The following is a 21,214-nucleotide window of genomic DNA, read 5'->3' as shown; positions in this document are numbered from 1 at the left end:
GCCAGTCAAACAGGTCCTGCGACACATAAAGAATCGCGTGGGGCATGGCAAAGGGACGCAATATGTCAAATTACATCAAGCTGATCGTGCTTGGGCTGGTCGTGGTGTTTGCCGCGATCGGGACCAATTATGCACGGGATTTGGCGTATCAGGTGCATGCAATTCTGGTGATGCTGATCGCCGGTGGATTGTTCATCTGGACGCTTCGAAACACAGATGAGCCAGATATCCTTGCTGATCGTTCAGGCGAGTATATGGATGGCGTGATACGCTATGGCGTGATCGCAACCGCCTTTTGGGGCGTCGTCGGATTCCTGGCGGGGACCTTCATCGCGTTTCAGCTGGCCTTTCCGGTACTGAACTTTGAATGGGCGCAGGGATACCTGAACTTTGGCCGCTTGCGCCCGCTACATACCTCGGCGGTAATTTTTGCCTTTGGCGGCAACGCGTTGATCGCGACCTCGTTCTACGTGGTGCAGCGGACGAGCGCTGCGCGTCTTTGGGGCGGCAACTTGGCGTGGTTCGTGTTCTGGGGATACCAGCTGTTCATCGTTCTGGCTGCGACCGGCTATGTTCTGGGCGGAACACAGTCCAAGGAATACGCCGAGCCTGAGTGGTATGTTGATCTGTGGCTGACAGTTGTCTGGGTGGCCTATCTGGCCGTCTATCTGGGCACCATCGTCAGACGGAAAGAACCCCACATCTATGTGGCCAACTGGTTCTATCTGGCGTTCATCGTCACCGTCGCCATGCTGCACCTGGTCAACAACATGACCGTCCCCGTCAGCATCTGGGGCTCGAAATCGGTCATCGTCTGGTCGGGTGTTCAAGACGCCATGATCCAGTGGTGGTACGGCCACAATGCTGTGGGCTTTTTCCTGACCGCCGGTTTCCTGGGTATGATGTACTATTTCATCCCGAAACAGGCCGAACGTCCGGTGTTCAGCTACAAGCTGTCGATCATCCACTTTTGGGCGCTGATCTTCCTGTATATCTGGGCTGGTCCGCACCATCTGCACTATACCGCGTTGCCTGACTGGGCATCGACGCTGGGCATGGTGTTCTCGATCGTGCTGTGGATGCCGTCCTGGGGCGGTATGATCAACGGTCTGATGACCCTGTCGGGCGCGTGGGACAAGCTGCGCACAGACCCGGTGATCCGGATGATGGTGATCTCGGTCGGCTTCTACGGCATGTCTACATTCGAAGGCCCGATGATGTCGATCCGCGCTGTCAACTCGCTGAGCCATTATACCGACTGGACCATCGGGCACGTGCATTCGGGTGCGTTGGGCTGGAATGGCATGATCACCTTTGGTGCGCTGTACTTCCTGGTGCCTGTCCTGTGGAAGCGTGAACGGCTGTATTCGTTGCAGATGGTCAGCTGGCACTTCTGGCTCGCCACCATCGGCATCGTGCTCTACGCCGCGTCGATGTGGGTCACCGGTATCATGGAAGGCCTGATGTGGCGCGAAGTGGATGCCAACGGTTTCCTGGTGAATTCGTTCGCTGACACCGTAGCTGCCAAGTTCCCGATGTATGTGGTGCGTGCTTTGGGTGGCGTGATGTTCGTCGCTGGTGCATTGATCATGTGCTACAACCTGTGGATGACTGTGCGGAAAGCGCCGGCCAAAGAGGCCAGCCTGACCGTCGCGGTCCCGGCTGAATAAGGAGGGCCGGCGCAATGGCAATGCTCGACAAACATAAAATCCTCGAGACCAACGCGACCCTCTTGCTGGTATTCAGCTTTCTGGTCGTAACCATCGGTGGCATCGTACAGATCACCCCACTGTTCTATCTTGAGAACACGATCGAAAAGGTGGAGGGTATGCGCCCTTACACCCCCTTGGAAATGGCTGGGCGTGATATCTATATCCGCGAAGGTTGCTATGTCTGCCACAGCCAGATGATCCGGCCCATGCGGGATGAGGTCGAACGGTATGGCCATTATTCCCTGGCGGCCGAGTCAATGTATGACCACCCGTTCCAGTGGGGGTCAAAGCGGACCGGGCCTGACCTGGCGCGTGTCGGTGGCCGGTATTCGGACCAGTGGCATGTGGACCATCTGCGGGATCCTCAGTCGGTTGTGCCGGAATCGGTGATGCCGAAATATGGCTTCCTCGAACACCGCATCATCGACGGCAAGTATATCGGTGATGTATTGGCCGCAAACGCACTTGTTGGCACGCCCTACACCGATGAGATGCTGGAGAACGCCCAGGCGGATTTCCGGGCTCAGGCGGATCCGGACAGCGACTATGACGGTTTGCTGGAACGTTATGGTGAAAAGGTCAGCATTCGTAACTTCGATGGTCAGGCTGAACTGACCGAAGCCGATGCGCTGGTCGCTTATCTGCAGATGCTGGGAACGCTGGTCGACTTTTCGACCTTCACCCCGGATGCAAACCGCTAAAGGAGGGTGTGATGGAAGACTATACTCTCTTACGGCAGTTCGCGGATAGCTGGATGCTGCTGGTCCTATTTGTCTTCTTTGTCGGCATCGTTGTGTGGGTCTTCCGCCCCGGCGCCAGCAAGGAATACAAGGACACCGCCAACATCCCGTTCCGTCATCAAGACAAACCCGCCACATCCGAGGAGGCGAGGAAATGAGCAAGACACCTGAAAAGCAGCCGGGTGATCCGAACACCACTGGCCACACCTGGGACGGAATCGAAGAGTTCGACAATCCGATGCCACGCTGGTGGCTGTGGACGTTCTACGCCACGATCTTCTGGGCTGTGATCTACACGATCATGTATCCCGCATGGCCTCTGGTTCAGTCGGCAACGGCTGGTGTGACCGGCTGGTCCTCGCGCGGGGAAGCGCAGCAAGAACTGGTTGCATTCCAGGAGGCCAACGCGCCGTGGAATGCCCGTCTGGTGGAAACACCGCTGGAAGACATCTCGAAGGACCCGGAGCTGCAGCAATATGCGGTAAACGCTGGCGGTGCTGTGTTCCGCACATGGTGCGCGCAGTGTCACGGTTCAGGTGCGCAAGGTGCGCCGGGCTTCCCGAACCTGCTGGATGACGCTTGGCTCTGGGGCGGTTCACTCGAGGATATCGAGACCACCGTTGCCTATGGTATCCGCAACGAGGAAAGCGACGATGCGCGTTACTCCGAGATGCCAGCTTTTGGTGAGATTCTTGAACGTGACGAGATCACGCAGGTGGTTCAGTACGTCATGTCGCTGACCAATGCGCAAACCGACGATGCGGCGGCACAAGCTGGAAAGGTTGTCTTCGAAGACAATTGCGCCGCTTGTCACGGCGAAGACGGGACTGGCGATGTCTTCCAGGGCGCGCCGAATCTGACTGATGCCATCTGGCTGTATGGAGGCAGCCAAGAAGCCGTAACTCAGACAGTTTTAAATAGTCGTTTTGGTGTGATGCCAGCGTGGGAAAACCGCCTGAGCGATGCGCAAATCCGCGCTGTCACTGCTTACGTCCACCAGCTGGGTGGCGGCCAGTAACAGCGAAAAAGAATACCTTCGGACGGTTCGCCGCCCGAAGGTTGAGGCACCGGCTGTTCGATCTGTTCGCGCGTTTCCTGAACAGCCGGTGCTGTTTTCTCAGACTACTGATCCGATCCGACCCGGTCCAGAGGACCTTTGCTTTCGGATAGATACGACGTGCGTTTGCTTTCCTTCCACCAGTGATCTTCGGGCAACCATTCCCGTTTCTTTGTGCCACTACCTGTTTGGGTTTGGGTGGCGACCATGAATGTTCTTGCAAGGATTGAGAGCATCTGACCTCTCCTCAGTTGGGTTCTACTGAGTTTCAAGATTGATCTTCGGGCGGGAAAATGCGACTCAATTGGCATTTAGTTATGTAACTAAGGCTTACATATGGATTGGATGAAGATGCCGCCACTGGCCGCGCTCAAGGCCTTTTCTGCCTTTGCAGAGGCGAGAAACGTCGTGCAGGCTGGTGCATCCCTAAATGTCAGCCATGCTGCCATCAGCCAACAATTGCGCGCTCTTGAAAAACATCTGAATGTCGCTCTGCTGGACCGATCCGGAAAATCCATGACCCTGACGCCTGAGGGCGAGGTGCTGGCGCGGGCTTTGCACCTTGGGTTCGGGGCAATTGGCGCGGCGGTGAGCGATCTGATGCACGCAACCGAGGATCGCCCGGTTCATATCTCGCTGACAGCGTCGTTTGCGGCCTCGTGGCTGATGCCGCGCCTGCCAGCGTTTCAGGCGCAACACCCGGATGTTCACCTGGCGCTGGACCCCTCGCCCAATCTGGTCAGTTTGGGCCCGGGTGGCGTGGATGTGGCGATCCGTTACGGGGCGGGGCACTGGCCGGGCGTGGATTCCGAGCTGCTGTTGCAAAGCCCGATTGTGATCGTCGCAGCGCCCGCGTTGCTGGGTGGCAAGACCAAGATGACACCGGACGAACTGAGCCAACTGCCCTGGCTTGAGGAATTTGGTACGACCGAGGCCACCACCTGGTTGGCCGAACACGGGGTCGAGCACGGCCCCCGGGCCGGACGCATCGCATTGCCGGGAAACCTGTTGCTGGAAGGCGTGCGCGCCGGGCAGGGCGTGACCGTCACGGCGCGACATTTTGTCGAGGCCGATATCAAAGCAGGTCGCATCATCGAATTGTTTTGCGAACCGGGCATGCGCGGATATTATACAGTTATTGGTGCCGCGCCCATGCGCCCTGCGGTCAAAACCTTTGTGGGCTGGCTCAGGCGACAGGTCGGTCAGATGTGACAAAAGGTGTCTGTGCGATGCTCTTTTGACCCATGTCAAAGAGACTACCTGTGTGATCTGGGACAAGACGCTAAAAAAACAGCCATATCTGGAGCCAGCCCGTGAGCGATTCCGACCCCGCCCCCAGCCTTTACGCTGCAAGGGAGCCCATCTTTCCCCGGCGTGTTTCCGGCCCTTTCCGAAATCTGAAATGGATCATTCTCGCGGTCACGTTGGGCATCTACTATGTGACGCCGTGGTTCCGGTGGGATCGCGGGCCAAGCTTGCCTGATCAGGCTGTTCTGCTGGATCTTGCAAACCGGCGGTTCTATTTCCTCTGGATCGAGATCTGGCCGCATGAGTTCTATTTTGTGGCGGGCCTTTTGATCATGGCGGGTCTGGGGCTGTTTCTGTTTACCTCGGCGCTGGGGCGTGTGTGGTGCGGCTATGCCTGTCCGCAGACGGTCTGGACGGACCTGTTCATTCTGGTTGAACGTTGGATCGAAGGCGATCGCAATGCCCGCCTGCGGCTGCACCGTCAGGAAAAGCTGGATTTCCGCAAGGCGCGGTTGCGGGTCACCAAATGGATAACCTGGCTATTGATCGGTCTGGCAACCGGCGGGGCTTGGGTGTTTTACTTTGCTGATGCACCGACCCTTGCCCGGGACCTGGTCACTGGAAATGCCCATCCTGTGGCTTACACGACAGTGCTGATCCTGACAGGCACGACTTTCCTGTTCGGCGGGTTCGCGCGCGAGCAGATTTGCATTTACGCCTGCCCCTGGCCCCGTATTCAGGCGGCGATGATGGACGAGGACACTTTGGTCGTTGGCTACCGCGAATGGCGGGGTGAGCCGCGCGGGAAAGGGAAACGCACAGCAGAGTCTGAGTTGGGCGATTGCATCGACTGCATGGCCTGCGTGAACGTTTGCCCCGTGGGCATCGACATTCGCGATGGTCAGCAACTTGAATGCATCACCTGCGCGCTGTGCATTGATGCCTGCGATGACATGATGGCCAAGATTGGCAATCCCCGTGGCCTAATCGACTATATGGCGCTGAGTGATGAGGCCAGTGAACGGGCAGGGAACCCGCCCAAGAATATCTGGAAACACATCCTGCGGCCCCGGACGATCATGTACACAGCGATGTGGGCGGCGGTTGGCTTTGCCCTGCTGTTTGCGCTGTTCATCCGCTCGGATATCGACCTGACGGTGGCGCCTGTGCGCAACCCGACCTTTGTTACCCTTTCCGATGGCACAATCCGCAACACCTATGATGTGCGTCTGCGCAACAAACACGGAGAGGACCGGCTGTTCAAACTGACCCTGACCGGCGATCCGTCGATGCAGGTGATGATCGAGGGGACGAACATTGATACTGTGAATGTCACGGCTGACACGACGCAATTGCAGCGTGTTTACATCGTCGCGTTGAAAGATACCGGCCCGGCGGCCGCGGACACAACGCCGGTTCGCATCTGGGTGGAAGACCTGCAAAGTGGTGAGCGTGCCTATAAGGACACCACGTTTAACGGACGAGGAAACTAAGATGGCTCAGCGTCAATTTACCGGAAAGCACGCCTTGGCGGTCTTTGTCACGGCCTTCGGCGTGATCATTACTGTGAATTTGGTGCTGGCCTATAGTGCGGTCAAAACCTTTCCGGGGCTCGAGGTCAAAAACTCTTACGTCGCCAGTCAGGAGTTCAACGACCGCCTGCAGGAACATCAGGCCCTGGGGTGGGAAATTCAGGCCGAGGTATCGGGCGGGCTGTTGATCCTGCATATCACCGACAGGACCGGCGCCCCAGTCCAGGTGGCCGAATTGCAGGCCGTTGTGGGGCGGGCCACGCATGTAAAGGATGACTTCTCGCCCGATTTCACCTTTGACGGTCAGGCCTATGCCACGCCTGCGGTGCTGGGCAAGGGCAATTGGAACATCCGTCTGGTGGCCAAAGACAGCGAGGGCGCAGAGTTCGCCCAGCGTGTGCCATTGTACGTAAAGGGATAGCGGATGACGACGCAGCTTTCATCCGGTACGGCGGCGTGCCCGGGGTGCATTGCAAGCCCAGCGGAACCGGCGCGACCTGTTCCGCAGGATGTTCAGATTGCCCTGTCCCTGCCGGGCATCCATTGTTCGGCCTGTATCGCTACTGTCGAACGAGAGCTGAACGCACAGCCCGGTGTGGAAGAGGCTCGGGTGAACCTGACCCTCAAACGCGCGATGATAAAGGCCGCGCCAGAGCTGACCGCTGCCGACCTGATCCCAGTGATGGAGCAGGCGGGCTTTGAAGCGCATGAGCTGGACCCCGGCGCGCTGTCGGCCACGCAGGCAAACAAGGCCGGGCGGGATCTGTTGATGCGGCTGGCAGTGGCCGGGTTCGCTTCGATGAACGTGATGTTGCTGTCGGTCTCGGTCTGGTCGGGCGCGGCGGATGCCACGCGTGATATGTTCCACTGGATCTCTGCAGCCATTGCGCTGCCTGCAATTGCCTTTTCCGCCCAGCCTTTCTTTGCCAACGCCTGGAGCGCCTTGCGCGTGCGTCGACTGAACATGGATGTGCCGATTGTTCTGGCGATCCTGCTGGCACTGATCACTTCGCTTTGGGAAACCGCCCTTGGCGGAGAACATGCCTATTTCGATGCGGCCCTGACGCTGACCTTCTTCCTGTTGGCCGGGCGTTATCTGGATTACCGCACCCGTGCCGCCGCCCGATCCGCCGCCGAAGAACTGACCGCACTTGAGGTGCCTCGGGCCGTCATGCTACGCGACGGCGCGGAAAAGGACGTCGCCGTGTCGGCGCTTTCCGTTGGCGATCTGGTTCTTGTTCGTCCCGGCGGCCGCATGCCGGTGGACGGAGAGATCGTCTCGGGCCAGTCGGAACTGGATCGATCCCTGTTGACCGGGGAAACCCTGCCGGTCTTTGCGCAGGCGGGCCTGACTGTCAGCGCCGGCGAGGTTAATCTGACTGGCCCCCTGACAATCCGCGCAACCGCAGTGGGCGAGGACACGTCGCTGCACCGGATGGCAGATCTGGTGGCCATAGCTGAGTCGGGGCGGTCTCGCTATACCTCGCTGGCTGACAAGGCGGCCAAGCTTTACGCACCGGGTGTCCATATACTGGCGGCGCTCAGCTTTCTGGGCTGGTTGATTTACTCCGGTGATATCCGCACCGCACTGAACATAGCGGCGGCGGTTCTGATCATCACCTGTCCGTGTGCGTTGGGTCTGGCCGTGCCTGCGGTCACCACAGCTGCCTCGGGTCGTTTGTTCCGCAAGGGGATGCTGATCAAACACGCCACCGCGCTGGAACGTCTGGCCGAGGTGGACACGGTCGTGTTCGACAAAACCGGCACGCTTACTTCCGGCACGCCCGCACTGACTAATCTTGGCGATCACGCCCGCACTGATCTTGAGGTCGCGCTGGCGCTGGCTGAGGTTTCGTCACATCCGTTATCCGTTGCCCTTTCAAAATCAGCGCGCGCGTCCGGGATCAAGCCTGCCAACGTGCAGGACGTCGCCGAGGTGCCGGGATACGGCACCGAGGGCACCTATCATGGCCTGCGCGCGCGTTTGGGCCGCGCTGCCTGGACTGGGGGTACCGAAGGCGATCAGACCGCCGCCTGGTTGTCCGTAGAAGGGCAGGCGTCGGTTCCCTTTGTGTTCACTGACACGCTGCGCGCGGGCGCGGTCGAGGCCGTTCAGGCGTTCCGCCAAGCGGACAAAAAGGTCATCCTAATTTCGGGTGACACCCGCGGAGCGGTCAAGGCGCTGGCAGGGACGTTGGGGATCGAAACCTGGATCGCGCAAGCCCTGCCGCAGGACAAGGCCGACCATGTACAGCACCTGCGGGATCAGGGACATCATGTTCTTATGGTCGGTGACGGGTTGAATGACACCGCCGCGCTGGCGGCGGCTCATGTGTCGATCTCTCCGGCCTCGGCGCTGGACGCGGCACGGGTGGCGTCGGATATCGTTCTGCTGGGCAACGATCTGGCACCGATTGCGGACGCCTGCGATACGGCTGTAAAAGCCACCAAACGGATTCGCGAGAACTTCCGCATTGCGACCATCTACAATATCATCGCGGTGCCGCTGGCTGTTATTGGATTGGCCACACCGCTGATTGCGGCCTTGGCAATGTCGACGTCGTCTATCACCGTTTCCTTGAATGCTCTGCGACTGAGGTAGTTGATATGGAAGTTCTGGCTTATCTGATACCGATTTCCCTGTTTCTGGGCGGGGTTGGCTTGGTGGCGTTTGTCTACACGGTACGCTCTAACCAGTATGACGATCCCGAAGGTGACGCCCGGCGCATCCTGAGCGATGAATGGGACGACAATCCCAAGCCCTGAGACGTGGCGCTGAGCGCTCTTGAAATTGCCGCAATGCCCGGTTATGTCCGGCCTATCCGCTAGCAGAGAGAACCAAGCCAAATGGCAACTATGAATCCGATCCAGTTCATTCAGCAAGTCCGCGCCGAAGTTGCGAAGGTCGTTTGGCCGACGCGTCGCGAGGTGCTGCTGACCACGGTCATGGTGTTCATCATGGCGGCGCTGACAGCTGTTTTCTTTGCGTTGGTTGATCTGGGCATTCGCTGGGGTCTGCAATTCGTGCTGAGCGCCTTCGGATAAGCCCGAACCGAGCGCGCGGAAACGCCTCTGCCCCCTTGCACAGCGCGCAATGTCAGAGTAGGTGACGCGGAACTATTCGGAATGGGCGTGCGGCGATTCGGGCTGCGCGCCGCTTTTTATTCCGGGTGACGTGACAGAATTTCAATGACGGCGCGTCCGGCACTCTGGATGCGGCCAAAGGCAAACAAGGACGACAGGTTCATGGCGAAACGGTGGTACTCGGTCAGCGTTCTTTCGAATTTCGAAAAGAAGATCGCAGAGCAGATCCGCACGTCGGTGGCCGAGCAGGGTCTTGAGGACGATATCGACGAGGTTCTGGTGCCCACCGAAGAGGTGATTGAAGTGCGCCGGGGCAAGAAGGTCACGACCGAACGCCGCTTTATGCCCGGTTATGTGCTGGTGCATATGGAAATGTCAGATCAGGGCTATCACCTCGTCAACTCGATCAACCGGGTCACCGGTTTCCTAGGCCCCCAGGGTCGCCCGATGCCGATGCGCGATGCCGAGGTCAACCAGATCCTCAACCGTGTTCAGGAAGGCGAAGAAGCGCCCAAGCTGATGATCAGCTTTGAGATCGGAGAAAAGGTCAAGGTCAACGACGGCCCGTTCGAGGATTTCGACGGCATGGTCGAAGGCGTGGACGACGACAACCAGAAACTGAAAGTTTCGGTTTCGATCTTTGGCCGGGAAACACCGGTCGAGCTGGACTTCATGCAGGTTACCAAGCAGAGCTGAGGAAGCCTTCAGTGAAATTAGCAGCGCCGCGATGCCATTGGCACCGCGGCGTTTTTTTGTTTCAGCCGATTAAGGGCCGGCACTGCGTCGCGTATCGACTTATTGCGCCTGTATCATAGCAGCTCGCAAGAGTTGCGGGCGGTCGGATTGGGACGGCAAGAAGACAGCCTGCGATCCGGCGTCCAATGCCGAAAGGCTCGCGTCATACCACTGCATCGAAAGATCGCGGCGCTCCTGGACGCCAAATCCTTCACGTAGGTGATGTCCAATTAGCTCTCCATAGGCAGGTTCGCCCATTGCGACCAACATCAGAGCAGAGCCAACCGCAGTATTCATATTGTCCTGACGGTAGCCGAACGCCAGGCAAACCTTGCTTGTCGCGGCAAGATCTTCGGGGCTAAGTCCAGTATCCAACGCGTATTTGCGCATCTGAGTTTCAGCGTCTGCTTTAGAGCTTAGGGAAAGCGCAATGACCTGCGGCGCCAAGGTTTCACCATAAGAATCGCACTGGGCGCTTACCTGATCCGGCGTCAATCCTTGGATGTTCTGCATCAGATCCTCGCCACGCGCCATCGCGTAGCTACGGGCGAGGCAAAACTGTTCACTGAGTGCGAAATCAGGATCGGACATATTTGCCAATGTCGTATACCCGCCATTGGTTGAGGTTTGGAGCATGACCGCACTGCAGCGATTGGCGAGCGACGGGCGCGCAGTCCCGCCGGAAAAAAGCGTTGGCAAGCTGTTAGATGCAGTTTCGGTCGTGCTGGTCGCAGGAGCGACTTCCGACTGGGGCGCAACAACCGGCTGCTGCGGTGTCACAACCGGGGTGGCTGGCGCCGCTACCTGAGGGGTCGCAGCCAGAGTAGTCCCGGTTTGAATCTGTCGGCGGTACGCCATCAGGAGAGGTTGACCCGAGAGTTGGGTCGCGGCCTGTCCGCCGCTGGTCGCCCAGTAATATGCCTGATTCAGGAAGTCATACTGATAAGGCTGGAAGTCATAACCATTTACAGGATAACCCATTGAAGCCTGGTAGCGTTCGATCGCTGTTCGGGTACCGCGACCGACTTGACCATCGACCCTTCCGGCATTGTAGCCAAAATAGTTGAGTGCCGTTTGGGTCTGAGCACCTTGTGAGGTCGACGGGATGCCCGGCCGGTAGGTCCGGGTAGTTCTTGTCGTCGTCCGGGCCTGTTGTTTCCTCTGTTGGTCTTTGCCAATCGCGTAGCCTATGACCCCGCCGACGACCGCGCCGCCCAAAATTTCGCCAGCATCGGCGCGCGCGGTTTGCGGCGCGGTCGCTGATAAAGAGAGCGCGATGCCAAGTGTTGCAATAAAACGAATGATCATAATCAACCTCCACTAAAAACAAGTATTTTTTCAGAGTATAGCACAGCCGCGAGTATTTTTGATACAAGCGCCAAAATCCTAACCGACGGGCTTCCTTGTTCAAGTTTTCGCTGTATTTTCGCGTTCTTAGTATTCTTGGTAACTGACAGCACTGCCACACCTCCGACAGGCCGCATTCCTTTACAGGGGGAAGCCTATTAGGTTCGATTCGATGTTCCCGATCGGGGCGGGATAGGTCACTTGCCAACCCTACAATTCCCCTGTAAATGCCGCCTCTATCGTCTTCAGGCGAGATTCTCTCGTGGGAGGTTACTGGGATCGCGATCCCGGATCGGACCACGCAACATAAACAGGGTGAGACGCGTTTCACCTAGGTTGAAAGGAAAACCAAATGGCCAAGAAGCTTGCTGGTACAATGAAACTGCAGGTTCCTGCAGGTCAGGCGAACCCGTCGCCGCCAGTTGGTCCGGCGCTGGGTCAGCGCGGCATCAACATCATGGAATTCTGCAAGGCGTTCAACGCCAAGACCGCAGACATGGAGCAAGGCGCGCCTTGCCCGACCGTGATCACCTATTATCAGGACAAGTCCTTTACCATGGACATCAAGACGCCGCCTGCGTCTTATTACCTGAAAAAAGCAGCTGGCCTGAAGCCGGTTGGCAAGCGTAACCGCCCTCGTGGCGCGGAAAACCCAGGTCGTGAGACCGTGGCATCCGTGACCTCGAAGCAGGTGCGTGAAATCGCCGAAGCCAAAATGAAAGATCTCAACGCCAACGACGTCGAAGGCGCAATGCAGATCATCCTGGGCTCGGCCCGCTCTATGGGCATCGAGGTGAAGTAAGATGGCAAAACTCGGTAAACGTACGCGCACTGCGCGCGAAGCTTTCGCTGGCAAGACAGAACTGTCGGTGGAAGAAGCGGTTGCACTGGTCAAAGCCCACGCAACATCGAAATTCGACGAAACCGTCGAGATCGCACTGAACCTGGGCGTTGACACCCGTCACGCAGACCAGATGGTTCGCGGCGTTGTTGGTCTGCCGAATGGCACCGGCAAGTCGATGCGCGTTGCTGTTTTCGCTCGTGGCCCCAAGGCGGACGAGGCGAAAGAGGCCGGTGCGGATATCATTGGCGCAGAGGACCTGATGGAAACCATCCAGGGCGGCACCATTGAATTTGATCGCTGCATTGCAACCCCGGACATGATGCCGATCGTTGGTCGTCTGGGTAAGGTTCTGGGCCCGCGCAACCTGATGCCGAACCCCAAAGTTGGCACCGTGACCATGGACGTGAAAGCAGCCGTGGAAGCAGCCAAAGGTGGCGAAGTTCAGTTCAAGGCGGAAAAAGGCGGCGTTGTGCACGCCGGTGTCGGCAAAGCGTCGTTCGACGAAGCCAAGCTGGTTGAAAACGTCCGTGCTTTCATCTCGGCCGTTGCCAAAGCCAAGCCGACAGGCGCCAAAGGCACCTACATGAAGAAAATCGCGCTGAGCTCGACCATGGGCCCCGGCGTGACTTTGGACGTGGCGACCGCCTCGGGCGAATAAGCCTTAACGCAGATTTGCGAAGATTTGGTCCCGGGTGGTGCGAACCACCCGGGACTTTTTTGTTGAAGAGTCTGAATATGGCGGCCGGACATTCCAAATGTTGTGCGTACATTGAACAGACAATCCGTCATCTCAATGGAAAAATACGCGGAAAAGCATATGGTTCGTCGTAGGCTTTCTTAGGTCACAAGCGACGAAGGTTCGGCTGGTCCAATTGCGTCATTTGCGGTGACAGATTTCAGATGCCCCGCATTCGAACAGACCTTTGATGGCAAATGTCACGGTATCACCTGAAACACCGGGTTTATCGCCCAAGTCAGAGATAAGCGCGCATTACACTGGCTTCACGCGCCCCGATTGTCGCCGCCGCCGTATGCCTGAACGCGTCTCTGGCATGATCTACCGACGGGAACAGCGACAAGATTTCAGCACGTTGAGGCGACGAGAGCGCGTTCTTCGCGGTGTCGCCGTAATAATAGCTTTCCGTCAACGCGCCGTTCGAGCGGACGATGTGGTGACGGTCGAACATGAAATGCGTATAGGCGACGCGCTCGGTTTCCTGGATCGAAATACCGGGAAGACCGGCGAGATGCTTGGCCGCGACAAATACCTCGGGCGCAGCAAACAGCATGTCGATGGCCGGGGATGTGATCAACACCCGGTGTTGCTGCGACACAACCAGTTCTTGTGTGTTTCCGATTGCCCCTGCCTCGATCACGACAGGCGCATAAGGGCCGCGTCCGTGAACCTCGGTGGTTGCGATCCAGAGTATGGGTTGCAGCCCGCCATCCCGGGTCCAGACGCGCTGGCCCTGCCTCAGATCCTGAACCTGAACCTCGCCGTCTGCGGTTTCGATCAAGGTGCCTAAGCCGAAACAGGTGATATAGTCAGTATAATCTGACGTACCGATGTTAGAGCCCGTCGTTTTGACATAAGACGTGCCTGGCGTCAGCGGCGCCGAGGTCGCAAAGCCCCAGACATCTGACGTTACTCCGTTCTGAGAAAACACATAGACATCGATCTCGGGCCCGATTGGGTTCCCGTTCGTGTCCAGGGCACGCACAGTGATGATCGATTCCGCTTCGACAGGTGTGCCGTCGGCCACGATTCCGCCGCCGTCGGTGATGACATGGCCAAATGTCTGGTCATCATTAAATGTATTAGTCCCGCCGCTGGTGTCATTCAGTGTCACGGTTGTCCCAAAGCCACCGGAATAGGTAAAGATGGTGCCGTTCGGCGTGTCCGAGTTGTTGATGATCGGATCGCCCGGGGTGCCCGAGGGCGAGCCTGACGCAATGACAAGGCCATCACTGTCCTGCGCAAAAAAACTACGGAGTACCATCTGTTCGATCAGTCCCTTCGAAACTTTTTAACTCTGGCGAATCCTGTTGAAAGCCAGTCACGATTTTTGCGCGATATAAGTGATCTAACTGGGGTATAGTCAACCGGCAGTCCGCCTAAATTGGGCTACACTTTTATGTCATCTAAACAATGCGTTCCAAATCAGTCACCAGTGCTGAAATGCGGCTTGCAGTCGAATGCCCAGGCGGTGTCGCCTGTCTTCTTCATAGGGGCTGCAGATGTGACCGATCTGCCAGAGCGCCAACCAGTCTTTCAGCAATCGGGCACACATGCAGAAATCCAGGATGTCCAGGTGAATTGGATGCCTGTATTTGCGCATGAACATCGCCTTGTTGGCTTTGATGATCCCGCTTCGATCGATTTCCGAGGCCGGTGCATCCCGAAAAACATCGGATTTCAGGAAATCGACAATGTCGTAAACGGCCAGTTTTTCACTTGCTTCGGTGAAATCAAGGCCAATCATCTCGCCTTGACCGACAATCAGGTTTTGGCCGTGAAAATCCCCATGCGAAAACACCCGCGCTTCGACAATGCCTTTCAGATGCTGGGCGGTTTCGGTCAGCACGTCGGCCATGGCCTGGGATTGTGCCACAATCTCCTGCGGCACGGCGTTCAGAAGCTCGTGAATGCTGAGGGTCATCCAGCGCGGGCGAAACACGTATTCTATGGCGGGCTGAAAGCCGTGAAGGTCATGTAGCCACGCCCCGGCACGGCGATATATCTGGGCAACCTGATCGTCGTCCTGACTGTTATGAATAAACTCAGCTGCAGTTGGGCGGCTGATGAACTCGGTGACAAAGAAATTGTGCCCCTGCGACAGGTAAATTGGCTGTATCACCCGCCCGGATTCGTTTTGTTCAAAATAGCGCGACAGAGTGGTCAACAGCGCGAACTCTTTCTGCAACCTGCCCGAGGTCGGGGACATCGTGTCGATCTTCAGCGCATAATCCTGTACTGCCCCCGTAAGCTTTAGGACCATGCGCGTGTAGGGAAAATCATGTGACCGGTAGATGCATGTAAACCCCAGCGACCGCCCGGATAGGGTGTGGTCTGAGAATTCCTGCACAAACTCGGTTGCGCGGTTGTGTTCATCGTCGGTCAGGGTCAGCATTCGGGCAGGATTTTTTGGCTCAGGGCGGGCGTTGCTTGACAGGACCTCAGCACAGGAAGCATGTCAATCTCGGAGGTTGAACAAGGGGTCTTGGCGCCGTTTGGCTCAATCCGATATTGCAGGCCATTTTGCCCTTGGAAACCCCTCGCAACTGCCCTAAAGAGAACTGCGGAGTAAAGCGTGCGATTCGTCGTGCGCTTTATTTTGTTTCGTCCAAGACGGTGGGTGGTGCCATTTGGCCCCTTAATTCCCTGCCTGAGACGGGTAAGACCAAAGATTTCTGAGGGTCCCACCCTCGGGCGCATTTTGGGCAATCCCGTAACAACGGACCTGAACGCCGGAGCGAAAGCTGCGGCAAATATGAGCCGGGGTGAGATATCGCCCCTAACTTGGAGAAAACTGTGGATAGAGCCCAGAAAGAGAAAGTGGTCGACGAGCTCGGCCAAATCTTCGAAAGCTCTGGCGTCGTAGTGGTTGCTCACTACGCCGGTCTGACAGTTGCCGAGATGCAGGACCTTCGCGCACGTGCTCGTGACGCGGGTGGCTCCGTGCGTGTTGCCAAAAACAGGCTCGCCAAAATCGCCCTTGAGGGTAAGCCGTGTGAAAGCATAGCTGACCTGCTGACAGGGATGACCGTTCTGACCTATTCCGAGGACCCTGTGGCAGCAGCCAAAGTGGCCCAGGATTACGCCAAAGAGAACCAAAAGTTCGAAATTCTTGGCGGTGCAATGGGTGAGAACGCTCTGGATCGTGCCGGTGTCGAAACCGTGTCCAAAATGCCTTCGCGCGAGGAGCTTATTGCTACTATCGCGGGCATGCTGGGCGCACCTGCTTCGAACATCGCTGGCGCAATTGGCGCACCTGCAAGCAACATCGCAAGCATCCTTTCCACCATCGAAGAGAAGGCGGAAGCTGCGTAAGCGGTTGGCACTGACTGATCTGCGTAGGGTGAATACCCTGACGTTGGAACACACACTGTAAACGGAAAGAGCTGATAAAATGGCTGATCTGAAAGCACTCGCAGAAAGCATCGTGGGTCTGACCCTGCTGGAAGCACAAGAACTGAAAACCATCCTCAAAGACGAATATGGCATCGAGCCCGCAGCTGGCGGCGCAGTTGTCATGGCAGCCGGCGGCGACGCCGGTGGCGCAGCTGAGGAAGAAAAAACCGAATTCGACGTCGTTCTGAAGAACGCCGGCGCTTCGAAAATCAACGTGATCAAAGAAGTTCGCGGCATCACCGGTCTGGGCCTGAAAGAAGCCAAAGAACTGGTCGAAGCTGGCGGCAAGATCAAAGAAGGCGTGTCGAAAGACGAAGCCGAAGAAGTCAAAGGCAAGCTGGAAGCAGCTGGCGCCGAAGTCGAGCTGGCCTAAGCCATTCGAAAGGTGCATCACTGATGCGCCGCAAGATTTGGCTGGATCCGGAGAAATCCGGGTCCAGCCGAACCTGTCTTAGAAAGGGCCTCAGGGGTTGGGGCGTTTTCTAAGACGCGGTTCGCGGATCGGGAGGCCACCATTCGGGACGGTGGCCACGAATTGATCCGGACGTGTCGTCTCTAATGTGCAAGGCGCCGGGGCCCGACGGTGTCTTTGCCCGCTGAGAACATCGAAAGGTGACATCTGACATGGCTCAAACGTTCCTTGGCCAGAAACGTCTTCGTAAATATTACGGCAAAATCCGCGAAGTGCTGGAGATGCCGAACCTCATTGAGGTACAGAAATCTTCTTATGATCTATTCCTGCGCTCCGGCGATGCAGATGTGCCCACAGACGGCGAAGGCATCAAAGGCGTGTTCCAATCGGTTTTCCCGATCAAGGATTTCAACGAAACCTCCGTTCTGGAGTTCGTGAAATACGATCTGGAAAAACCCAAATATGATGTCGAAGAGTGCATGCAGCGCGACATGACCTACAGCGCACCGCTGAAGGTTACACTGCGTTTGATCGTGTTTGACGTCGATGAGGACACAGGCGCCAAGTCGGTCAAAGACATCAAGGAACAGGACGTGTTCATGGGCGATATGCCCCTGATGACACCGAACGGGACGTTCATCGTGAACGGCACCGAGCGTGTGATCGTGTCCCAGATGCACCGGTCGCCCGGTGTGTTCTTTGACCATGACAAGGGCAAGACGCATTCCTCGGGCAAGCTGCTGTTTGCCTGCCGCATCATCCCGTATCGCGGCAGCTGGCTGGACTTCGAGTTCGACGCCAAGGACATCGTGTTCGCCCGTATCGACCGTCGCCGTAAACTGCCTGTGACAACCCTGCTGTATGCGCTGGGTCTGGATCAGGAAGCGATCATGGACGCCTATTACAACACGGTGTCCTATAAGCTGGACAAGAAGAAGGGCTGGGTCACACCGTTCTTCCCGCAGCGTGTTCGCGGCACCCGTCCGACTTATGATCTGGTTGACGCGAAATCCGGTGAAGTGATTGCCGAGGCTGGCAAGAAGGTCACTCCGCGCGCAGTCAAAAAACTGATCGACGAGGGTGTGGTCACCGACCTGCTGGTTCCATTTGATCACATCGTCGGCAAATTCGTCGCCAAAGACATGATCAACGAAGAAACTGGTGCGATCTATGTCGAAGCCGGTGACGAGTTGACGCTGGAATACGACAAAGACGGTGAACTGATCGGCGGAACAGCGAAAGAGCTGATCGACGCAGGCATCACCGAAATCCCGGTTCTGGACATCGACAACATCAATGTCGGCCCCTACATGCGCAACACTATGGCGCAGGACAAGAACATGGGCCGCGACACGGCTCTGATGGACATCTACCGCGTCATGCGCCCGGGCGAGCCGCCCACCGTCGAAGCGGCCTCGGCCCTGTTCGACACGCTGTTCTTTGACAGTGAGCGTTATGATCTGTCGGCTGTTGGTCGTGTGAAGATGAACATGCGCCTGGCCCTGGATGCACCAGACACGCTGCGCACTCTGCGTCGCGAAGATATCGTGGCCTGCATCAAGGCCCTGGTTGAGCTGCGCGACGGCAAAGGTGATATCGACGATATCGACCACCTGGGCAATCGTCGTGTGCGCTCGGTCGGTGAACTGATGGAAAATCAGTACCGCGTTGGCCTGCTGCGCATGGAGCGCGCGATCAAGGAACGCATGTCGTCGGTCGAGATCGACACCGTCATGCCGCAGGATCTGATCAACGCGAAACCGGCTGCGGCTGCTGTCCGCGAATTCTTCGGCTCGTCGCAGTTGTCGCAGTTCATGGACCAGACCAACCCGCTGTCGGAAGTTACCCACAAACGCCGCCTTTCGGCGCTTGGCCCCGGTGGTCTGACACGCGAACGTGCAGGCTTTGAGGTGCGCGACGTTCACCCGACCCACTATGGTCGGATGTGCCCGATTGAAACGCCCGAAGGTCCGAACATCGGTCTGATCAACTCGCTGGCTACTTTTGCTCGCGTGAACAAGTATGGCTTCATCGAAACACCTTATCGCGTTGTCAAAGAGCGCCAGGTTACGGACGAAGTCCACTATATGTCCGCGACCGAGGAAATGCGCCACACCGTTGCGCAGGCGAATGCTCAGCTTGACGAAGGCGGCAAGTTCAAGAACGACCTGGTGTCGACCCGCCAGTCGGGTGACTATACGCTGGCGCCTTCCGAGAATGTAGACCTGATCGACGTATCGCCGAAACAGTTGGTATCGGTCGCTGCTTCGCTTATCCCGTTCCTTGAAAATGACGACGCCAACCGCGCCCTGATGGGTTCGAACATGCAACGTCAGGCGGTTCCGCTGTTGCGGGCCGAGGCGCCGCTGGTCGGCACCGGTATCGAGGAAAAGGTTGCCATCGACTCGGGTGCTGCGATCCAGGCGAAACGTGCCGGTATCATCGACCAGGTTGATGCTCAGCGTATCGTTATTCGTGCGACTGAGGATCTGGAACTGGGCGACGCTGGTGTGGATATCTACCGTCTGCGCAAATTCCAGCGGTCGAACCAGAACACCTGCATCAACCAGCGTCCGCTGATCAAAGTGGGTGACACCGTCCAGAAGGGTGAGGTTGTCGCCGATGGTCCATCGACCGATATCGGTGAGCTGGCCCTGGGTAAGAACGTGGTTGTCGCGTTCATGCCGTGGAACGGCTACAACTACGAAGACTCGATCCTGATCTCGGAACGTATCGCGCGTGATGACGTCTTTACCTCGGTCCATATCGAGGAATTCGAAGTCGCCGCCCGTGACACGAAACTGGGCCCGGAAGAAATCACTCGCGACATTCCGAACGTCGGTGAAGAAGCGCTGCGTAACCTCGACGAGGCGGGCATCGTTTACATCGGCGCGGATGTTGAGCCGGGCGATATTCTGGTCGGCAAGATCACTCCGAAGGGCGAAAGCCCGATGACCCCGGAAGAAAAGCTGCTGCGCGCCATCTTTGGCGAAAAAGCATCTGATGTGCGCGATACTTCGCTGCGCGTGAAGCCGGGTGATTACGGGACAGTTGTCGAAGTGCGTGTCTTCAACCGTCACGGCGTCGAAAAAGACGAACGTGCGTTGCAGATCGAGCGGGAAGAAGTCGAACGTCTGGCCCGTGACCGGGACGACGAGCTGGCCATTCTTGACCGCAACATCTATGCGCGTCTGCAAGGTCTGATCATGGGTAAAACCGCGGTCAAAGGCCCCAAAGGTGTCAAGCCGGGTTCGGTGATCACCGAGGACTTGCTGGAAATGCTGACCCGCGGTCAGTGGTGGCAGCTGGCGCTGGAAGACGAGAAGGACGCCCAGATCGTCGAGGCTCTGAACGAGCAGTACGAAGTGCAAAAGCGTGCTCTGGACGCCCGTTTTGAGGACAAGGTCGAGAAAGTCCGCCGTGGCGACGACCTGCCGCCGGGTGTGATGAAGATGGTCAAAGTCTTCATCGCTGTGAAGCGTAAGCTTCAGCCGGGCGACAAGATGGCCGGTCGCCACGGGAACAAAGGTGTGATCTCCAAGGTTGTTCCGATGGAAGACATGCCGTTCCTCGCCGATGGTACGCCGGTTGATTTCTGTCTGAACCCGCTGGGTGTTCCGTCGCGGATGAACGTTGGTCAGATCCTTGAAACCCACATGGGTTGGGCCGCACGTGGTCTGGGTCTGAACATCGATGACGCTCTGGGTGAATACCGCCGGTCCGGCGACCTGACCCCGGTTCGTGAAGCCATGAAGCTGGCCTATGGCGATAATGTCTATGAAGAAGGCATTGCCGGCATGCACGAAGGTCACCTGATCGAAGCGGCGGGCAACGTAACCCGCGGTGTTCCGATCGCGACCCCGGTCTTTGACGGTGCCAAAGAGGCTGACGTCAACGATGCGCTGGTGCGTGCGGGCTTCTCGGAAAGTGGTCAGTCGGTTCTGTTCGACGGTCGTACGGGTGAGCAGTTTGCGCGTCCGGTGACCGTAGGCATCAAGTACCTGCTGAAACTGCACCACCTTGTGGATGACAAGATCCACGCGCGTTCGACCGGGCCGTACAGCCTGGTTACCCAGCAGCCGCTGGGTGGTAAGGCGCAGTTCGGTGGTCAGCGCTTTGGTGAGATGGAAGTCTGGGCTCTGGAAGCTTACGGCGCCGCCTACACCCTGCAGGAGATGCTCACCGTCAAATCGGATGACGTCGCCGGCCGGACCAAAGTGTACGAGTCTATCGTCAAGGGCGAGGACAACTTTGAAGCGGGCGTACCGGAATCGTTCAACGTTCTGGTCAAAGAAGTCCGTGGCCTCGGCCTGAACATGGAACTGCTGGATGCAGTTGAGGACGAAGGTTAAGGGTCTTCCCTTTTCCGTA

The 21,214-nt window shown here is 57.5% G+C and carries 20 protein-coding genes; 16 read left to right on the top strand and 4 right to left on the bottom strand.

Annotated features, from left to right (window positions below; translation table 11 throughout):
- The first annotated feature begins 62 nt into the window (after positions 1-62).
- From ccoN to ccoP, 4 genes are read left to right on the top strand one after another with little or no spacing between them, the layout of a single operon-like run.
- Positions 63-1,670: a cytochrome-c oxidase, cbb3-type subunit I gene (ccoN, locus tag RUM8411_RS13905; protein ID WP_085823480.1), complete on the top strand. Its 1,608-nt coding sequence runs from the start codon at positions 63-65 to the stop codon at positions 1,668-1,670.
- 14 nt (positions 1,671-1,684) lie between these two features.
- Positions 1,685-2,413, top strand: coding sequence for a cytochrome-c oxidase, cbb3-type subunit II (gene ccoO, locus RUM8411_RS13900; RefSeq protein WP_085823317.1), 729 nt, complete (start codon positions 1,685-1,687; stop codon positions 2,411-2,413).
- A gap of 11 nt (positions 2,414-2,424) precedes the next feature.
- Positions 2,425-2,610 carry a cbb3-type cytochrome oxidase subunit 3 gene (locus RUM8411_RS13895; protein ID WP_085823316.1) on the top strand — a complete coding sequence of 62 codons (186 nt, stop codon included), beginning with the start codon at positions 2,425-2,427 and terminating at the stop codon, positions 2,608-2,610.
- Positions 2,607-3,470, top strand: coding sequence for a cytochrome-c oxidase, cbb3-type subunit III (ccoP, locus tag RUM8411_RS13890; protein ID WP_085823315.1), 864 nt, complete (start codon positions 2,607-2,609; stop codon positions 3,468-3,470). The genes RUM8411_RS13895 and ccoP overlap by 4 nt, the downstream gene beginning before the upstream one ends.
- A 104-nt stretch (positions 3,471-3,574) precedes the next feature.
- Here ccoP and RUM8411_RS22730 read toward each other — a convergent pair whose 3' ends face one another.
- Positions 3,575-3,745, bottom strand: coding sequence for a hypothetical protein (locus RUM8411_RS22730; RefSeq protein ID WP_159453903.1), 171 nt, complete (start codon positions 3,743-3,745; stop codon positions 3,575-3,577).
- A gap of 100 nt (positions 3,746-3,845) precedes the next feature.
- Between RUM8411_RS22730 and RUM8411_RS13885 the strand changes: the two genes are divergently transcribed.
- The 7 genes from RUM8411_RS13885 to nusG all read left to right on the top strand — a co-directional run bounded on the left by RUM8411_RS13885 (position 3,846) and on the right by nusG (position 10,069).
- Positions 3,846-4,721, top strand: coding sequence for a LysR family transcriptional regulator (locus tag RUM8411_RS13885; RefSeq protein ID WP_085823314.1), 876 nt, complete (start codon positions 3,846-3,848; stop codon positions 4,719-4,721).
- A gap of 101 nt (positions 4,722-4,822) precedes the next feature.
- Positions 4,823-6,250, top strand: coding sequence for a cytochrome c oxidase accessory protein CcoG (gene ccoG / locus RUM8411_RS13880; protein ID WP_085823313.1), 1,428 nt, complete (start codon positions 4,823-4,825; stop codon positions 6,248-6,250).
- Position 6,251: 1 nt separating this feature from the next.
- The gene (locus RUM8411_RS13875; protein ID WP_085823312.1) at positions 6,252-6,710 is read left to right on the top strand and encodes a FixH family protein; all 459 of its coding nucleotides are present in this window, start codon (positions 6,252-6,254) and stop codon (positions 6,708-6,710) included.
- Positions 6,711-6,713: 3 nt separating this feature from the next.
- On the top strand, positions 6,714-8,891 hold the full coding sequence (locus RUM8411_RS13870; protein WP_085823311.1) for a heavy metal translocating P-type ATPase: 2,178 nt from the start codon (positions 6,714-6,716) through the stop codon (positions 8,889-8,891).
- Positions 8,892-8,896: 5 nt separating this feature from the next.
- Positions 8,897-9,055: a cbb3-type cytochrome oxidase assembly protein CcoS gene (gene ccoS / locus RUM8411_RS13865; RefSeq protein WP_085823310.1), complete on the top strand. Its 159-nt coding sequence runs from the start codon at positions 8,897-8,899 to the stop codon at positions 9,053-9,055.
- Positions 9,056-9,136: 81 nt separating this feature from the next.
- Complete coding sequence (gene secE, locus RUM8411_RS13860; protein ID WP_085823309.1) at positions 9,137-9,334, top strand: preprotein translocase subunit SecE; 198 nt, start codon at positions 9,137-9,139, stop codon at positions 9,332-9,334.
- A gap of 201 nt (positions 9,335-9,535) precedes the next feature.
- Positions 9,536-10,069, top strand: a complete 534-nt coding sequence (nusG, locus tag RUM8411_RS13855; protein WP_085823479.1) for a transcription termination/antitermination protein NusG — start codon at positions 9,536-9,538, stop codon at positions 10,067-10,069.
- A 99-nt stretch (positions 10,070-10,168) separates the two neighbouring features.
- Here nusG and RUM8411_RS13850 read toward each other — a convergent pair whose 3' ends face one another.
- Positions 10,169-11,416 (bottom strand): peptidoglycan-binding domain-containing protein, encoded by a 1,248-nt coding sequence (locus tag RUM8411_RS13850; RefSeq protein WP_085823308.1) that lies wholly within the window; start codon positions 11,414-11,416, stop codon positions 10,169-10,171.
- Between the two features lie 391 nt (positions 11,417-11,807).
- Here RUM8411_RS13850 and rplK point away from each other — a divergent pair, with 391 nt between their 5' ends.
- Positions 11,808-12,257 carry a 50S ribosomal protein L11 gene (gene rplK / locus RUM8411_RS13845; RefSeq protein WP_085823307.1) on the top strand — a complete coding sequence of 150 codons (450 nt, stop codon included), beginning with the start codon at positions 11,808-11,810 and terminating at the stop codon, positions 12,255-12,257.
- Position 12,258: 1 nt separating this feature from the next.
- Positions 12,259-12,957: a 50S ribosomal protein L1 gene (rplA, locus tag RUM8411_RS13840; RefSeq protein WP_085823306.1), complete on the top strand. Its 699-nt coding sequence runs from the start codon at positions 12,259-12,261 to the stop codon at positions 12,955-12,957.
- A 316-nt stretch (positions 12,958-13,273) separates the two neighbouring features.
- Here rplA and RUM8411_RS13835 read toward each other — a convergent pair whose 3' ends face one another.
- On the bottom strand, positions 13,274-14,299 hold the full coding sequence (locus RUM8411_RS13835) for a Hint domain-containing protein (RefSeq protein WP_085823305.1): 1,026 nt from the start codon (positions 14,297-14,299) through the stop codon (positions 13,274-13,276).
- Between the two features lie 165 nt (positions 14,300-14,464).
- Positions 14,465-15,430, bottom strand: coding sequence for a phosphotransferase (locus RUM8411_RS13830; RefSeq protein ID WP_085823304.1), 966 nt, complete (start codon positions 15,428-15,430; stop codon positions 14,465-14,467).
- 401 nt (positions 15,431-15,831) lie between these two features.
- On the opposite strand from RUM8411_RS13830, the gene rplJ reads away from it, so the two are divergent.
- The 3 genes from rplJ (at position 15,832) to rpoB (ending at position 21,195) form a co-directional block, all read left to right on the top strand.
- Positions 15,832-16,350 (top strand): 50S ribosomal protein L10, encoded by a 519-nt coding sequence (gene rplJ / locus RUM8411_RS13825; protein ID WP_085823303.1) that lies wholly within the window; start codon positions 15,832-15,834, stop codon positions 16,348-16,350.
- A gap of 79 nt (positions 16,351-16,429) precedes the next feature.
- Positions 16,430-16,804: a 50S ribosomal protein L7/L12 gene (rplL, locus tag RUM8411_RS13820; protein ID WP_037314964.1), complete on the top strand. Its 375-nt coding sequence runs from the start codon at positions 16,430-16,432 to the stop codon at positions 16,802-16,804.
- 251 nt (positions 16,805-17,055) lie between these two features.
- On the top strand, positions 17,056-21,195 hold the full coding sequence (gene rpoB / locus RUM8411_RS13815; RefSeq protein ID WP_085823302.1) for a DNA-directed RNA polymerase subunit beta: 4,140 nt from the start codon (positions 17,056-17,058) through the stop codon (positions 21,193-21,195).
- Positions 21,196-21,214 lie beyond the last annotated feature (19 nt).

Source organism: Ruegeria meonggei, assembly GCF_900172215.1.
GTDB lineage: Bacteria > Pseudomonadota > Alphaproteobacteria > Rhodobacterales > Rhodobacteraceae > Ruegeria > Ruegeria meonggei.
Note: the sequence above shows the minus strand (reverse complement) of the source record. Positions and strands in the feature narration are given on the sequence as shown.

Coding starts and splice junctions, on each gene's coding strand:
- ccoN (WP_085823480.1), top strand. CDS start 63: ATGTCAAATTACATCAAGCTGATCGTGCTTGGGCTGGTCGTGGTGTTT.
- ccoO (WP_085823317.1), top strand. CDS start 1,685: ATGGCAATGCTCGACAAACATAAAATCCTCGAGACCAACGCGACCCTC.
- RUM8411_RS13895 (WP_085823316.1), top strand. CDS start 2,425: ATGGAAGACTATACTCTCTTACGGCAGTTCGCGGATAGCTGGATGCTG.
- ccoP (WP_085823315.1), top strand. CDS start 2,607: ATGAGCAAGACACCTGAAAAGCAGCCGGGTGATCCGAACACCACTGGC.
- RUM8411_RS22730 (WP_159453903.1), bottom strand. CDS start 3,745: ATGCTCTCAATCCTTGCAAGAACATTCATGGTCGCCACCCAAACCCAA.
- RUM8411_RS13885 (WP_085823314.1), top strand. CDS start 3,846: ATGGATTGGATGAAGATGCCGCCACTGGCCGCGCTCAAGGCCTTTTCT.
- RUM8411_RS13875 (WP_085823312.1), top strand. CDS start 6,252: ATGGCTCAGCGTCAATTTACCGGAAAGCACGCCTTGGCGGTCTTTGTC.
- RUM8411_RS13870 (WP_085823311.1), top strand. CDS start 6,714: ATGACGACGCAGCTTTCATCCGGTACGGCGGCGTGCCCGGGGTGCATT.
- ccoS (WP_085823310.1), top strand. CDS start 8,897: ATGGAAGTTCTGGCTTATCTGATACCGATTTCCCTGTTTCTGGGCGGG.
- secE (WP_085823309.1), top strand. CDS start 9,137: ATGGCAACTATGAATCCGATCCAGTTCATTCAGCAAGTCCGCGCCGAA.
- nusG (WP_085823479.1), top strand. CDS start 9,536: ATGGCGAAACGGTGGTACTCGGTCAGCGTTCTTTCGAATTTCGAAAAG.
- RUM8411_RS13850 (WP_085823308.1), bottom strand. CDS start 11,416: ATGATCATTCGTTTTATTGCAACACTTGGCATCGCGCTCTCTTTATCA.
- rplK (WP_085823307.1), top strand. CDS start 11,808: ATGGCCAAGAAGCTTGCTGGTACAATGAAACTGCAGGTTCCTGCAGGT.
- rplA (WP_085823306.1), top strand. CDS start 12,259: ATGGCAAAACTCGGTAAACGTACGCGCACTGCGCGCGAAGCTTTCGCT.
- RUM8411_RS13835 (WP_085823305.1), bottom strand. CDS start 14,299: ATGGTACTCCGTAGTTTTTTTGCGCAGGACAGTGATGGCCTTGTCATT.
- RUM8411_RS13830 (WP_085823304.1), bottom strand. CDS start 15,430: ATGCTGACCCTGACCGACGATGAACACAACCGCGCAACCGAGTTTGTG.
- rplL (WP_037314964.1), top strand. CDS start 16,430: ATGGCTGATCTGAAAGCACTCGCAGAAAGCATCGTGGGTCTGACCCTG.
- rpoB (WP_085823302.1), top strand. CDS start 17,056: ATGGCTCAAACGTTCCTTGGCCAGAAACGTCTTCGTAAATATTACGGC.